At 69.2% G+C, this 13,809-nt stretch carries 12 protein-coding genes and 5 tRNA genes; 8 read left to right on the top strand and 9 right to left on the bottom strand.

Annotation, left to right across the window (positions count from 1 at the left end; all coding sequences use genetic code 11):
• Window positions 1-15: 15 nt before the first annotated feature.
• The 6 genes from phoU to OEY_RS0110730 all read right to left on the bottom strand — a co-directional run bounded on the left by phoU (window position 16) and on the right by OEY_RS0110730 (window position 6,483).
• A complete protein-coding gene (phoU, locus tag OEY_RS0110705) occupies window positions 16-723 on the bottom strand; it encodes a phosphate signaling complex protein PhoU (RefSeq protein ID WP_010593878.1) in 708 nt (235 codons plus the stop codon).
• Between the two features lie 83 nt (window positions 724-806).
• Window positions 807-2,657: an LCP family protein gene (locus OEY_RS0110710; RefSeq protein ID WP_010593879.1), complete on the bottom strand. Its 1,851-nt coding sequence runs from the start codon at window positions 2,655-2,657 to the stop codon at window positions 807-809.
• A 301-nt stretch (window positions 2,658-2,958) separates the two neighbouring features.
• Window positions 2,959-4,101 carry a tRNA dihydrouridine synthase DusB gene (gene dusB, locus OEY_RS0110715; protein WP_010593880.1) on the bottom strand — a complete coding sequence of 381 codons (1,143 nt, stop codon included), beginning with the start codon at window positions 4,099-4,101 and terminating at the stop codon, window positions 2,959-2,961.
• A gap of 120 nt (window positions 4,102-4,221) precedes the next feature.
• Window positions 4,222-5,178 (bottom strand): acyl-ACP desaturase, encoded by a 957-nt coding sequence (locus OEY_RS0110720; protein WP_010593881.1) that lies wholly within the window; start codon window positions 5,176-5,178, stop codon window positions 4,222-4,224.
• 218 nt (window positions 5,179-5,396) lie between these two features.
• Window positions 5,397-5,981, bottom strand: coding sequence for a DUF937 domain-containing protein (locus OEY_RS0110725; protein WP_010593882.1), 585 nt, complete (start codon window positions 5,979-5,981; stop codon window positions 5,397-5,399).
• A gap of 58 nt (window positions 5,982-6,039) precedes the next feature.
• Window positions 6,040-6,483: a hypothetical protein gene (locus OEY_RS0110730; protein ID WP_010593883.1), complete on the bottom strand. Its 444-nt coding sequence runs from the start codon at window positions 6,481-6,483 to the stop codon at window positions 6,040-6,042.
• Between the two features lie 162 nt (window positions 6,484-6,645).
• Here OEY_RS0110730 and OEY_RS0110735 point away from each other — a divergent pair, with 162 nt between their 5' ends.
• Entirely contained in the window at window positions 6,646-7,224 is a 579-nt protein-coding gene (locus tag OEY_RS0110735) for a hypothetical protein (RefSeq protein WP_010593884.1), read from the top strand.
• Window positions 7,225-7,308: 84 nt separating this feature from the next.
• Here the strand turns inward: OEY_RS0110735 and OEY_RS0110740 are convergent.
• Window positions 7,309-7,381 (bottom strand) — tRNA-Lys (locus OEY_RS0110740).
• A 229-nt stretch (window positions 7,382-7,610) separates the two neighbouring features.
• Here OEY_RS0110740 and OEY_RS0110745 point away from each other — a divergent pair.
• From OEY_RS0110745 to OEY_RS0110765, 5 genes are all read left to right on the top strand, one after another.
• A complete protein-coding gene (locus OEY_RS0110745; RefSeq protein WP_010593885.1) occupies window positions 7,611-8,264 on the top strand; it encodes a TetR/AcrR family transcriptional regulator in 654 nt (217 codons plus the stop codon).
• A gap of 98 nt (window positions 8,265-8,362) precedes the next feature.
• Window positions 8,363-8,435: transfer RNA gene (locus OEY_RS0110750), tRNA-Glu, on the top strand.
• Window positions 8,436-8,492: 57 nt separating this feature from the next.
• A tRNA-Asp gene (locus OEY_RS0110755) sits at window positions 8,493-8,566 on the top strand.
• A gap of 37 nt (window positions 8,567-8,603) precedes the next feature.
• Window positions 8,604-8,680 (top strand) — tRNA-Phe (locus OEY_RS0110760).
• A gap of 71 nt (window positions 8,681-8,751) precedes the next feature.
• Window positions 8,752-8,825, top strand: a tRNA-Asp gene (locus OEY_RS0110765).
• A gap of 56 nt (window positions 8,826-8,881) precedes the next feature.
• Here the strand turns inward: OEY_RS0110765 and OEY_RS0110770 are convergent.
• Window positions 8,882-10,567 carry a class I adenylate-forming enzyme family protein gene (locus OEY_RS0110770; protein WP_010593886.1) on the bottom strand — a complete coding sequence of 562 codons (1,686 nt, stop codon included), beginning with the start codon at window positions 10,565-10,567 and terminating at the stop codon, window positions 8,882-8,884.
• On the bottom strand, window positions 10,564-11,532 hold the full coding sequence (locus OEY_RS0110775; RefSeq protein WP_010593887.1) for a cyclase family protein: 969 nt from the start codon (window positions 11,530-11,532) through the stop codon (window positions 10,564-10,566). Before OEY_RS0110775 ends, OEY_RS0110770 begins: the two co-directional genes overlap by 4 nt.
• A gap of 349 nt (window positions 11,533-11,881) precedes the next feature.
• Between OEY_RS0110775 and OEY_RS0110780 the strand changes: the two genes are divergently transcribed.
• Window positions 11,882-13,120 (top strand): glycosyltransferase family 4 protein, encoded by a 1,239-nt coding sequence (locus tag OEY_RS0110780; protein WP_026137807.1) that lies wholly within the window; start codon window positions 11,882-11,884, stop codon window positions 13,118-13,120.
• A partial coding sequence (locus tag OEY_RS0110785; RefSeq protein ID WP_010593889.1) for a class I SAM-dependent methyltransferase occupies window positions 13,120-13,809 on the top strand: 690 nt, incomplete at its 3' end. The genes OEY_RS0110780 and OEY_RS0110785, both read left to right, overlap by 1 nt.

The following is a 13,809-nucleotide window of genomic DNA, read 5'->3' on the forward strand; positions in this document are numbered from 1 at the left end:
CCTTTCCGCGTCGGGTTACTGGTCCTGCGGATACACCGTCAGCTTGTCGACGCGTTCACGCATCGCCCGGAAGTCCTCGTCGGTGGGCAGCTTGCCGGTGACCAGGAAGATCACGCGACGACCCACCTCGACGGCGTGGTCGGCGAACCGCTCGTAGAACCGTCCCAGCAGCGTCACGTCCACCGCCGCGGCCACGCCGTGCTTCCATTCGCGGTCCATCAGCACCGTGAACAGGTGACGATGGAGATCGTCCATCGCCTCGTCCTCCTGGTGCAGCCGGGCCGCCCGCTCGGGATCGCGCGTCTCGAGGATCTCCCTGGTCGCTGCGCCGAGGGAGACCGCGATCCGGCCCATCTCGGCGAAGTAGCCGTTGACCTCTTCGGGCAGAACGTGATTGGGGTGCCGGCGCCGCGTCGCCTTGGCGACGTGCAGGGCCAGCGCACCCATCCGGTCGATGTCGGCGACGATCTGGATGCCGCTGACCACGGAACGCAGGTCGCCGGCGACCGGCGCCTGAAGGGCGAGCAGCGAGAATGCCTTCTCCTCGCACTGCGTGCTCAGGTCCGTGATCTTGTCGTGCTCACCGATCACGGTCTCGGCGAGCGCGAGATCCGCCTGGAGCAGTGCCTGGGTGGCCCGCTCCATCGCAAGGCCCGCAAGGCCCGCCATCTCTCCGAGGAGATCGGCGAGCTCGGTCATCTGTTCGTGGTATACGACGCGCATAATGACACAGACTACGGCGCACACACAGCCGGGTCACGAGCAGCGGGTGAACGCAGGGTGAATGGCCGGGCGCGACGACCCGCTCAAGCGCAGGAATCGTCGCCCGCGTTGGTGATCGACAGGTCGACCGGCAGTTCGTTCTCCTCGGCAGCCTGGATGGGCACCGTCGGCAGGACCGACCCCGCCTCGGTCGGCGCGGTGATGCTGCCGGCGAATCCGGTGCCGAGGACGAGTTCCACGATGCCGCCGAGGTCCGCGGATTCCTGCAGCACCGCCCCCGGCACCGCGGACGCCAGTGTCAGCGCCTCGGCTTCCTGCCCGGGCGAGAAGCGGACGACGGTCTCCTTGCTCGTGCCGGAGTAGTTGCCGACGCTGTAGATCGGGAAACCGTAGGCGCCGAGTTCTTCCGCGGTCCGGGCCGCGAGGCCGGACGCGCCGGAAGCGTTGGACACCTGCACCGACACCGTCGACGGATCCACCGCGGTCCGGTCGGGCAGAACGGACACCGGCGGCGGCGCGGACGAATCGGGTTCCGGGGCCTCCCGCTTCTCCCCGGGCAGCGGTTCGTCGTCGATGATCGCGTGGAAGATCGCCTTGATGTCGTCGAGACGCGGAATCTCGTTGCCCCACTCGTTGGTTCCCGCCGTGGGCACGGTGAGGAAGGTGACGGCTCCGGCTTCGACCCGTTGCAGCGAGCGCCCGAGCCGGACGAGCGACTCGGTGTCGACGTTCTCGACGAACGTCGCTCGGGTGAACGCGTTGATGAACCCGTTCAGTTTGCCGGGGTCGAACAGGACCCTGTTCGACATCGCCGAGCGCAACAGCGACGACAGGAACTTCTGCTGCCGGGTGATGCGTCCGTAGTCGCCGTTTCCTTCCGACTCGACCTTCCGCGCCCGCACGTAGTCCAGCGCCTGCCGGCCGCTGAGGGTGTGGGTGCCCGCGGTCTCGATGACGGTGCCGAGTTCCCCGTCGACCAGGGGGGTAGGGGTGCACACCTCGACGCCACCGACCTCGTTCACCATGCTCTCGAAGCCGGCGAAATCCATTCCGACGAAGTGCCCGATCTTCAGGCCGGACAGCTTCTGGATCACCTTCACCAGGCACTTCGGTCCGCCCAGCGCGTAGGTGGCATTGAGCTTGTCGCCTTCGGCGGCGGGGAACGTCTCCGACGTGTACTCGCCGGTGGTGCTGTCCCAGCCCCGGCACACGGGCCGCGTCACGTCGAGGTCGCGCGGAAAGGAGACGGCGACGACGCGACTGCGGTCGGCGGGGATGTTGACCAGGATGACGGTGTCTGCGCGCGCGCCCTCGGCCTCGGCCTCGGTCCCGGCGCCGACCGCACCGCTCGCCCCGGCACGGGTGTCGGTGCCGATGATCAGATAGGTCTCGTCGCCGGTCTGGCCGCCGGGGTCGACGATGTCGGTGGATTCGGTGTCCAGCGCCGCGATCTGGGCGAATCCTGCCTCGGTGGAACGCACGTAGCCCCACACCAGGCCGCTGCCGACGAGGGTCAGTACGGACAGCAGGGCCAGGACGGTGCGGCCCGCCGTCGCGAGGCGCCGGCGTTTGCGCCGTTTGCTCAGAGCCAGCCTGCTCGGACCGTTGTCCCCGACCGCTCGGGGCAGCGCGACCGGTTGCTCGGGCTCGTCGTTCTGCTCGTCGGCGCGGTCGTCGCGCGGGGGTGTGGGCGGCGGGCTGTCCGGCGGCGCGGCGCCCACGGGCGGGATCTTCTCGGTGGGGTCGTCGTCGGCGGGCGATGTCCGCGGCGGCCGGACGGGCTGCGGGTTCGGCGCGGCCGGTTCGGGTTCGGGACGGCGGACAGGGGTGCTGTCGCGCCCCACCTTGTTCATCAGCGCCGCGACGGTGACCTGGTCGGGGTTCTCGCCCGGAGTGGCCGAGCGGCGGGGACGGCCGGTTTCGGCACCGCGCACCGGCGGCGGTCCGGCGTCACCGGGCAGATCCGTCGGGCGTCGGCGTGTCCGGCCGGTGTGTGAGCTGCGATACCCGGAGTCGGCGATAGGACGTTCCCACGGAGCGCGACTGTCGGGCAGGCCCGAATCGTGCTCCTCACCCACCGATTCCCTCGCCTCTCCGCGGATGTTCCGCTTTCGTACGCACCCGCCACCACGGCGATCCCGTCATGATACTGGCGGCCTCGATCCGGATCGAGGTGTCCGCCGAGCGACAGGCCGGTGCGGTCCGGTTCGTCCGGTCCGAACGGCTGAGCCGACGTCAGCCGCCCGAGTGCATGACGTCGGCGCCTGCCGGCACCATGCAGTCCTCGGGGTCGTCGAGCCAGCCGTCCGGCAGGGCGACGGTACCGGGGGAGCCCTGGCGGCCCCGAGGGCCCTCCGCGTCCTTGGGGAAGGGCACCGTCGGGTCGAGGCGGCCGAGCAACTCGTCGAGTTCGGCGAGGCCGGACACGCGCGCCAGGGCGTTGCGCACGTCGGATCCGGCCGGGAAGCCGCGCAGATACCAGGCGATGTGCTTGCGGATCTCGCGCATGCCGCGGTCCTCGCCGTGGTGGTCGGCGAGCAGTTCGGCGTGCCGGCGCATGATGCCCGCCACTTCGCCCAGATTCGGCGGGGTGGGCATGGGCGTGCCGTTCAGGGCGGCGCTGAGTTCGGCGAACAGCCAGGGCCGGCCGAGGCATCCGCGTCCGACGACGACGCCGTCGCAACCGGTCTGCTCCATCATCTTCTGCGCGTCCTCGGCGGCGAAGATGTCGCCGTTGCCCAGGACCGGTACGTCGGTGACGTGCTCCTTGAGCCGGGCGATCTCGTTCCAGTCCGCCTCACCCGAGTACCGCTGGGCGGCGGTGCGGGCATGGAGCGCGACGGCGGCGGCGCCCTCGGCCGCTGCGATCCGGCCCGCGTCGAGGTGGGTGTGGTGATCGGCGTCGATACCGATGCGGAACTTCACGGTCACCGGGATGTCGGTGCCCTCGGTGGCGCGGACGGCGGCCGCGACGATGTTGCCGAACAGGCGTCGCTTGTACGGCAGGGCCGAGCCGCCCCCCTTGCGGGTGACCTTCGGCACGGGGCAGCCGAAGTTCATGTCGATGTGGTCGGCGAGGTTCTCGTCGACGATCATCTTCGCGGCCTGGTAGGTGACGTCCGGGTCGACGGTGTACAGCTGCAGCGACCGGGGCGTCTCGGTGGGGCCGAATGTCGTCATGTGCATCGTGACGGGGTGACGTTCGACGAGTGCCCGGGCGGTGACCATTTCGCACACGTACAGCCCCGACGTGCTTCCCGAACGCTCGAGTTCGAGCTCGCGGCACAGGGTGCGGAAGGCGACGTTGGTGATTCCCGCCATCGGCGCGAGCACGACCGGGCTGTTCAACTCGAGCGAGCCGATGCGAAGGGGTGACATGAAGAACCTCGAAGACGGCGTGACGAAGAAGTGCGTACAACTGTGCCCGGCACCGAATCCGGCACCGGGCACAGGATAGCTGTTCGGGGACGCCGCCCCCGAATCACGCACCGGCGAGGATCAGGATGCGGCTTCGTTGCGTTCGCGGCGGGCGGCGTCGCGGGCGAGGGACCGATCGCGCATCTCCTCGAACTTCACCGCCTGCTTCTCGAGATCCTCGAGGAAGGTGCCGAGTTCGTCGAGGACGCGGGCGCCCTCGGCACCGAAGTCTTCACGCTCGAAGATGCGCCACTTGCGGAGCACCGGCATGACCACCTCGTCGAGGTGCTGACGCAGGTCGTAGATGCCGTGCTTGGCCATCAGCACGCCGTTGCGGCGGAAGTTGGGCATGCCGGCGCCGGGCATCTGGAAGTTCGTCAGCACATCGGTGATCGCCGCGAGAGTCTGATCCGGGGCCACGTCGAGAGCCGCTTCACAGATGTTGCGGTAGAAGATCATGTGCAGGTTCTCGTCGGCGGCGATGCGCTGGAGCATCTTGTCGGCGATCGAGTCGTGACACGCCCGGCCGGTGTTGCGGTGCGAGACGCGGGTGGCCAGCTCCTGGAAGGTGACGTACGACACCGAGTGCAGCATCCCCACCTCGTTGGGCGAGGCGAACCCGTTGGTCATGTGCTCCATGCGGGCATTCTCGAGAGCGACGGGGTCGACGCCGCGGGTGACGACGAGGTAGTCGCGCATCACGATGCCGTGGCGGTTCTCCTCGGCGGTCCAGCGGCCCACCCACGTTCCCCACGCGCCGTCGCGGGAGAAGCTCTCGGCGATCTCGCGGTGGTAGGACGGCAGGTTGTCCTCGGTGAGCAGATTGGTGATCATCGCGGCCTTGGCGACCTCGTCGAGCTTCGACTGCTCGGGCTCCCAGTCCACGCCGCCCATCGCGGCGAAGTTGCGTCCCTCGTCCCAGGGCACGTAGTCGTGGGGGTGCCAGTCCTTGGCCATCGAAAGGTGGCGGTTGACGTTCGCCTCGGCGACGGGCTCCAGCTCGCGCAGAAGCTCCAGCTGAGTCAGAACTCGCGTCATTCCGTTTACCTCTCCATAACTGTGCGTATCACGAACGAATTACAGGCTACGGCACCGTAGGTTGGGCGCCGCCATGTCTGTGACGTGCTCCAAATTCGGCCGACCCCGGCCCGACCGCCGATGGGATCCTTCACATGCGGTGATCCGGCCATCCTACCGGGTGGACACGGGTGCCTCGGCGCGACGCGCGGGAGTGAGCCCGTGTCCTCTCCGAAACCTCAGCGCTTGCCGCCACCGAGGAGTCCGCCGAGCAGATCGCCCAGGCCGCCGCCGTTGCCCCCCAGAACGCTGCCGAGAACTCCGCCGAGGCCGCCGGAGGCGCCCCCGCTGCCCGCGCCGCCCGACGCACTGCGCAGGAGCCCGCCGAGCAGATAGCTCAGGCCACCCGGCTCGCCGGATTTCCCGCCGGCCTGGCGGGCCAGGTACGTCAGCACGATCGGAGCGAGAATGGGCAGCAGTCGCGCGACGAGGTCGCTGCCGCCCGCGCCGTCGGCGTGGCCCAGCGTCTGCACGACCTGGTCCTTGTTGTCGCCGAACACGTTCGACACGATCCGGTCGCCGTCCTCGGTGTCCACGTCGCTCACGTTCACTCCGCCGTCGAGCAGGGGTGAGCCGCGGTGCTGGTCGAGCGCGGACAGCAGGGACGTGGCGCCGTCCGGATTCCGGGTATTCGCCTCGAGGCCGCCGACGAGCGTGGGCAGGGCGGCCCGCACCGCGGTGGCCGCCGTCTGCTCGTCCACGCCCAGTCGACGAGCGATCTGGTCGACCGGGATCTGCGAGAGGAGTTCGTCGAGTGAGGGCATGGGCACCGAGGGTAGCCGCCGTCGCCACCCCGGTCGGCGTTCCGCGTCGGCGTTGCGGCTACGCGGACGTCCGCCGTCCCGCGATCACCGCGCACAGCAACGCGACCCCCAACCCGCTGAGAATCAGCACGAACCCCGTCTGGTTCGTCAGCGCCGTCGCGTGGTTCGCGCGCACGTAGTCGTCGAACTGCTGGTGGACCCGCACCGCGAAGGCGCCGGTCGCGACGAGACCGACGACCACCCCGGCCCAGCCTGCGACCGCCGAATCGAACAGGGCGGCCAGGAGCAGCAGGACGGCGGCGAGGACGAGCGGTGCCGCGAGTGCCTGATGGACCGGAAGGTCGGCTGCGCCGAGGGCGGAGACGTCGCCGGCCGCAATCCCGTCGCGCAGGTCGGTCAACGGGATCTCGGTCGGCCGGGCCCCGGCCACCACCGGCAGGAACGAGCCGATTCCCAGGGCGACGGCAGACAGGAACAGGCCGAGGTCCACGAAGCTGCGCACGCCACTCCCATCGATCGCCGGATCGGTTTCGTGAGCGATGCCACCCTAACCACACTTCGGGTGCGGCAGCAGCGCAGAACCGGCGATTCGGACGCCGTGTCGGGTGTGCGGATCCGTAGTCTGAAGAGACGGCACACCCGGACCCGGAAGGGGAACTACGTGATGGCGGGCAACGAGACGGCGCAGCGGTCGGGGCTTCCCCCGTGGGCGAAGAAGGCCCTGTGGAGCGTCGCTGCCGTGCTCACGCTGGTGGCCGCGTACTTCGCGCTGGCGGCGTTCGTCCCCCGATGGTGGGCGCAGCGTGTCGCCGGGCTGGCCGACGCCGGTTTCGCTCGTGGAACGGCCTGGGGACTGCTGTTCGGATTCGTGTGCACCTTCGTGCCGTTGGCCCTCTTCGCTGCGGTGTGGCGGATCAGGACGTGGCGGCGGCATCGCGTCCTGCAGGTGGTGTTCGTCGTCGCCGCCGTCATCGTGGCGATTCCCAACCTGATGACCTCGAGCATCGTGCTGGGCAGCGGGAACGCGGCGCACGCGGGGGAGCGGATCCTCGACGTCGACGCCCCAGGATTCCGGGGCGCGACGCTCGTCGGCGCCGTCCTCGGAGCGGTCATGTTCCTCGTGTTCGCCGCTCTGAGCTTCATGTACCGCAAACGCGGTCGCGACCTCGAGCGGGAGCGGGCCCAGCAGGAGTCGGAGCTGCGAAGCGACCGTCCGGGCAGGGTGGCCGGCGCGCCGGACTAGCAGGCGACGACGAGGTGTGTCGAACACTGCGGGCGCACTCCGGCCGGCAGTGTCCAGTGCCCCCACCAGGGTTCGAAGTCACAGTGCCCCCACCAGGGCTCGAACCTGGGACCTGCGGATTAAAAGTCCGTAGCTCTACCAACTGAGCTATAGGGGCGTGGGCGCACAGTCTAACTGCATCGCGCCGGTCAACAGTATCGGACGGCCGTGCCGCTCGAAGGCTCGGGTGCGCACCCCCTGCGGCGCACCCGAGCCGGATAAAAGCATACCACTTGGTGTGTTCTGTGCGAAGACGGGAAATGCCTGGCTGTGCGCGTGCCGGTCGCCCGGCGGCTACAGTGGCGATCGGGGGGACCGCAGGTCACGTTCGGAGGCACGAACCCCCCATGTCACGTCAGCAAGAGCGGGCGCGGCGCACCCGCGCGTCCATCGTCGAATCCGCGGCGATCGAATTCGCCCGGCGCGGATACGGCGCAGCCTCGGTCAACGCGATTCTCGAGCACTCCGGGGCGACCAAGGGCGCGATGTACTTCCACTTCGATTCGAAGGAGGAGCTCGCCCGGGCGGTGCTCGCGGAGGGCCTCGACCGTTATCGGGTGATCACCGAGCGGTGGCTGCACGCGCCGGGGCTGGATCCCTTCGAGCGGTTGCACGGCCTCGTCGGAGATCTCGCCGACGCCCTGCAGGGCGACGTCATCATCCGGGCCGAGTTCAAGCTCGTGACCGAACCCGAGTTCGACGCCGAGGCGAAGCTGCGCGGCAGCTCGGTGTGGGGAGCCGCCGGCCGCCGGCTGGCCGTCGAGGCGCGGGACGCGGGGCTGGTCCGTGCCGGCGTCGACCTCGAACGGTTCCTGGGTGTGCTCGGGGCGTGCCTGGCCGGCCAGCGCTACTTCCACGATCTCACCGCGACCGACGTCGACGTGCGGGCCCGCTTCGCGGAATGCCTGGACGTGTGCCTCGAGGCGACGGCCGCGCCGGAGTGGCTCGAGCGGCGGCGCGGGGCGCCGGAGTCGCCCATGGAGGGCGAACAATCGGCGTGACCTGCTGATTTGTGAATCCGGAAACCGGTGTCCTAAGCTATCCAAGCTCCCAACGGAACGCGAACCCGTTGAGGGTGCGGGTCGGAGTAATCCGGCGGGCCCCCTTCGTCTAGCGGCCTAGGACGCCGCCCTTTCAAGGCGGTAGCGCGGGTTCGAATCCCGTAGGGGGTACGCTTGCGGAAGCAGTATCGCCGCATGCAGTACGGTTTGACCACAAGTGAAGAGCATGGCCCTGTGGCGCAGTTGGTTAGCGCGCCGCCCTGTCACGGCGGAGGTCGCGGGTTCGAGTCCCGTCAGGGTCGCAGAGTTGGCAATTGGCATTCGGTTCGGGTGCCGTCCGGCCAGGTAGCTCAGTTGGTACGAGCGTCCGCCTGAAAAGCGGAAGGTCGCCGGTTCGATCCCGGCCCTGGCCACCACACAACTTCATACGGTAGGCCCACCGCCCGGCGGTGGGTTTTCTGTGGAAATCCCCTTCGGGGATGCACACGGCCCTGTGGCGCAGTTGGTTAGCGCGCCGCCCTGTCACGGCGGAGGTCGCGGGTTCGAGTCCCGTCAGGGTCGCTTCACGGCGAAGGCCCGGTCCCGACACGGACCGGGCCTTCGCCGTCCTGCCCGGTTCAGCCGCGGGCCCGGAGTTCCCTGCGAAGAAGCTTGCCGGACACGGTCTTCGGGATCTCGTCGATGATCTCCACCAGCCGCGGGTACTTGTACGCCGCCATCCTCTCCCTGGCGAAGGCGATCAGTTCCTCCTCGGTGACCGAGTGCCCCGGACGGAGGCTGACGAACGCCTTGACCGTCTCGCCGCGGTAGCTGTCCACCACCCCCACGACCGCGGCCTCGCGCACCGCATCGTGCTCGTAGAGCACGTCCTCGACCTCTCTCGGCCAGACCTTGTACCCACCGGCGTTGATCTGGTCCTTCTTGCGGTCGACGATGTAGAACCAGCCGTGGGCGTCCATGTACCCGACGTCCCCGGTGTGGAGGGCACCCCCGGGCAGCGCGGTCGCGGTCTCCTCGGGCTTGTTCCAGTAGCCGGCGACCACCTGCGGCCCCGACGTGACGAGCTCGCCCACCTCCCCGACGGGAAGGTCGTTGCCGTCCTCGTCGACGACCCGCACGACGGTGTCGAAGGTCGGGACTCCGACCGACAGGGCGCCGGAGGCCTCGTCCACCGGAGCCCGGGTGCCGAACGGAACTGCATGCGAGGGAGAGGTGGTCTCGGTGAGGCCGTAGATGTTGTGGATGTACGTCCCCGAGAACGTCTCGAACGCCGCGACGGTGCTCGGCGGTATCGGCGCTCCGCCGGAGAAGATCTTGGTCAGCGTCTTCAGCGACTCACCGCGGGCGCCGGGAACGTTCATCAGCGCGATGAACACGGTGATCGAGCCGACCGTGAACGTCGCCTGTTCCACCGCCACCGTTTCGAGGGTCACGCCTGGGTCGAGCCGGTACATCAACACCAGGGGCGCGCCTGTCAGCAGGGCGACGGCGATGTGCCCGACGAGCCCGGTGATGTGGAACAGCGGGGCGATGCCCAGCACGACGTCGTCCGCGCCGAGTCCCACCCATTCCCGGTAGGTGCGGGCATTGAACACCACGTTGCGGTGAGTGGTCATCGCACCCTTCGGTGGTCCGGTCGTACCGGATGTGTAGGTGAGGAACGCGATGTCGTCCGGGCCGAGGGCGTGCACCGGGACGGGCCGTCCCCGGAACTCGGCCAGGAGCGCCTGCAGGTCGAGAGTGCCGGGCAGATCGAGGCGTTCGATGCCGGAGAAGATCCGCTCGTCTCCACGCGTCTGGTATTCCAGTTCGGACGTGGTGATCACGATCCGGACGGCGGTGCCGGCGACGACGTGCTGTGCGACGTCCCGGTACAGCCCCTGGAGTGCAACGAGCACGGTAGCCCCCGAGTCCAGGAGGATTTCACCGAGCTCGCGTTCCTTGTTCATGGGGTTGACGGAGACCGGGATACCGCCGGCCTTCCAGACACCGAGCTGCGCCACGACGAACTGCGGGACGTTCTGCAGGAACAGCGCCGCCCGCTCACCCGGGCAGAAGCCGTGGGCCGTCAGTGCGGCCGCGAACGCGTCGGACTGCTCGTCGAGTTCACGGCGGGTCAGGCGCCCGTCGAAGTAGCGGATGATGTCCGCGTCCGGGTCGCGAGCGACGGTGGCGCGGAACATCTCCAGCGCGTCGGTGTACTCCGGCTCGATGTGGGTCGGCAGGCCCGGCGCGTAGCGCGCGAGCCACGGCTTGCTGTCGTAGACGCCCGTGTGCGCGTCGCGGGGTCCGGCTGCGCTCATCGGATGACGACCGGATTGACCGGGGCGCCCGTGCCGCCCACGACCTTCAGCGGGGCCGCGGTGTACAGGAAGGTCCAGCGGTTGTCGGCGGCGCACGCGTCGGCGAGGTCCTCGAGCCAGGCGATCTCGGTGAGGGCGACGCCGAGATTGCGCATGAGCGCGCAGTGCAGGGGCAGCGCCACGCCACTGGCCGGGTCGGTGGTCACCTCGTTGGCGATGGTGTCCGTGACCAGGTTGGGGATCTCCCGGTTCCGGAACCATTCGACGAGTCCGCGGCTGTACGTCAGGCCGGGTTCGCAGAAATCGGCGTAGAACTCGGTGGTGTCTTCGAGGCTGTACCAGTACTTCAGCCAGCCGGTACGGATCACGAGGATGTCGCGCGGCTCGATGGTCACGCCCTGGGCGGCGGCGGCCGCCTCGAGGTCGTTGTGGTCGAAGGTCTCGCCGGCGTCGAGCCACTCCTTGCCCCGGTGGCGGGCCATATCGATCAGGATCCCCCTGCCCACGACGCCCTTCTCGGCGATCGGCAGCACCGAGGCCTTGTCCATGCTGCCGACGGTGCTGCGCGCGTCGTATCCGTTCCAGAGTTTGCCGTCGTACCAGACGTGGCCGAGGGCGTCGTACTGGGTGGAGCCCTGCAGGAAGAGGGTGGCGGTGTCGTCGGCGTAGTGCAGTCCGCCGGGGAACTGCGGGGCGTCCTCGCCGTCCCACGACGATTCGTCGAGGGTGTTGCGGCGATCGATGCCGCTGCGGCTGGGCCACAGGGGATCGCCGGGGGCCTCCTTGCGGCCCATGTGGATCTGCAGGGTGAACACGTCGCCGGACTCGACCTCGGCTATTCCGCCGAGAACCTCCTTGGTGCCGAGGAAGTTCAGAGCTCCGATCTCGTCGTCGGCGCCCCAGCGTCCCCAGTTGCTGGGGGCGTCGTCGCCGAGCAGTTCGCGCATGGACGGGGCGTCGGACATACCGTCTCCTGTTTCGGGGGTCGAGGTGCAGTTGCCGCTCACCGAGCGTTCGTACGGTAAGCGTTCGCTTATGGTGTAGGTCACATCTCGAGGTGTCAACCCGCGGAGGACGAGGGCGCGCCGCCCGCTCGTGATGCGCACCGCAGAGCCTGGGCCGGTGTCGTCTCGGCGGGTCTTCGACGGCGGAACGGGTCGCCACCCTGTACGTTCAGTTTGCACCGGACCCGGTGCGGTTCCGGCGCTGATCCGCAGGGCGGAGCCGGGTCGAGCGTCGGATGAGAACATGTTCTAGAGTGAGTTCGATCTTCCGGACGGACGCACTCCGGTGACACGACGAACGAGGTGATCTGTGCGAGTAGCTCTGCTGTCGTACCGCAGCAAGCCGCACTGCGGTGGTCAGGGCGTGTACGTTCGACATCTCAGCCGCGAACTCGCGGCACTCGGCCACGACGTCGAGGTGTTCTCCGGGCAGCCGTATCCCGAGCTCGACGACGGGGTCACCCTGGTGAAGGTCCCGAGCCTCGACCTCTATCGCGACGACGACCCGTTCCGCTTTCCGCACCCGCGGGAGATCCGCGACGCGATCGACCTGCTCGAGCTGGGCACGATGTGGACGGCGGGGTTCCCGGAGCCGTTGACCTTCAGTCTGCGCGTGGCCCGGCTGCTGCGCGACCGGGCCGGGGAGTTCGACGTCGTGCACGACAACCAGTGCCTCGGCTACGGCTTGCTCCGGATCGCGGATGCGGGCCTGCCGCTCGTCGCGACCATCCACCATCCGATCACCCGCGACCGGGAGCTGGACCTCGCGAGCGCCCCGACGCTGCGCCGCAGGATCACGTTGCGCCGATGGTACGGATTCCTGCGCATGCAGGCCCGGGTGGCGCGGCGCATCCCGACCCTGCTCACCGTCTCGAAATCCTCCGAGGACGACATCCGTACCGCGTTCGACATCCCCGACGGGCGCTTGCGCACGATCCCGCTGGGAGTGGACACCGAGATCTTCGCCCCGCCGTCGACCGAACGCGTGTCCGGCCGCATCGTGTGCGTGGCCAGCGCGGACGCACCGCTCAAGGGCGTCGCCAATCTGCTCGAGGCGGTGGCGAAGCTCCGCACCGAGCGGCAGGTCGAGCTGGTGCTCGTCACCAAGCTCGCCGCGGGCGGCGTCACCGAGAAGCTGATCGAGCAGCTCGCCATCGGGGACTCGGTACGCACCGTCTCCGGGATCGACGACGGCGAGCTGGCCGGACTGCTCGGTTCGGCGCAGGTGGCCGCGGTCCCGTCACTCTACGAGGGGTTCTCGCTGCCCGCGGTCGAGGCCATGGCCTGCGCCACGCCTCTCGTGGCGAGCCGCGCCGGCGCGATTCCCGAGGTGGTCGGCGATGCGGGCATCCTCGTGCCCCCGGGTGACAGCGAACAGCTGGCCGCGGCGCTGGCACGGGTTCTCGACGATCCCGCCGAACAGGCCCGGCTGGGGTCGGTGGCGCGGGCCCGGGTGCTCGAGCGATTCAGCTGGGCGGCCGTGGCCGCCCGGACCGCCCAGGCCTACCGGGATACCGTTGCGGCCCAGGCAGGAAGGACCGAAGTCTGATGCTGACAGTCGATTTCGACCGGCTGGGGGTCGAACCCGGTGACCGTGCCATCGACATCGGCGCGGGCGCCGGACGGCACTCGTTCGAGCTCTACCGCCGGGGCGCCGACGTGGTGGCGTTCGACCGCAGCGCGGAGGACATGAAGGCCGTCGGCGACATGTTCGCGGCGATGGAACTCGAGGGCCAGGTACCCGAGGGAGCACTGGCCCGGGCCGAGGTGGGCGACGCCCTCGCCCTGCCCTACGACGACGAGACCTTCGACGTGGTGCTGATCTCCGAGGTGCTCGAGCACGTGCCCGAAGACGACCGCGCCATCGCCGAATTCGTGCGGGTGCTCAAACCCGGCGGCGTCGCGGCCGTCACCGTCCCGCGGTGGCTGCCGGAGCAGATCTGCTGGGCGCTGTCCGACGCGTATCACGAGGTCGAGGGCGGCCACGTGCGGATCTACAAGGCCGACGAACTGGCAGCGAAGCTGACGGCCGCAGGCCTGACGGTGCGCGGCCGGGACCACGCCCATGCCCTGCATTCGCCGTACTGGTGGCTCAAATGCGCCGTGGGCGTCGAAAACGACGACAACCCCCTGACGAAGGCGTATCACCGTCTCCTCGTATGGGACCTGATGCAGGGGCCGTGGCTGACGCGCACGGCGGAATCGTTGCTGAATCCGGTGCTCGGCAAGAGCGTCGTG

The organism is Rhodococcus sp. P14 (genome assembly GCF_000256505.1).
Classification (GTDB): domain Bacteria; phylum Actinomycetota; class Actinomycetes; order Mycobacteriales; family Mycobacteriaceae; genus Rhodococcus; species Rhodococcus ruber.

What these genes read in the sequence shown, in the direction of transcription:
- phoU (WP_010593878.1), bottom strand. Translation starts at nt 723, where the DNA reads ATGCGCGTCGTATACCACGAACAGATGACCGAGCTCGCCGATCTCCTC.
- dusB (WP_010593880.1), bottom strand. Translation starts at nt 4,101, where the DNA reads ATGTCACCCCTTCGCATCGGCTCGCTCGAGTTGAACAGCCCGGTCGTG.
- OEY_RS0110720 (WP_010593881.1), bottom strand. Translation starts at nt 5,178, where the DNA reads ATGACGCGAGTTCTGACTCAGCTGGAGCTTCTGCGCGAGCTGGAGCCC.
- OEY_RS0110725 (WP_010593882.1), bottom strand. Translation starts at nt 5,981, where the DNA reads ATGCCCTCACTCGACGAACTCCTCTCGCAGATCCCGGTCGACCAGATC.
- OEY_RS0110735 (WP_010593884.1), top strand. Translation starts at nt 6,646, where the DNA reads ATGGCGGGCAACGAGACGGCGCAGCGGTCGGGGCTTCCCCCGTGGGCG.
- OEY_RS0110745 (WP_010593885.1), top strand. Translation starts at nt 7,611, where the DNA reads ATGTCACGTCAGCAAGAGCGGGCGCGGCGCACCCGCGCGTCCATCGTC.
- OEY_RS0110770 (WP_010593886.1), bottom strand. Translation starts at nt 10,567, where the DNA reads ATGAGCGCAGCCGGACCCCGCGACGCGCACACGGGCGTCTACGACAGC.
- OEY_RS0110775 (WP_010593887.1), bottom strand. Translation starts at nt 11,532, where the DNA reads ATGTCCGACGCCCCGTCCATGCGCGAACTGCTCGGCGACGACGCCCCC.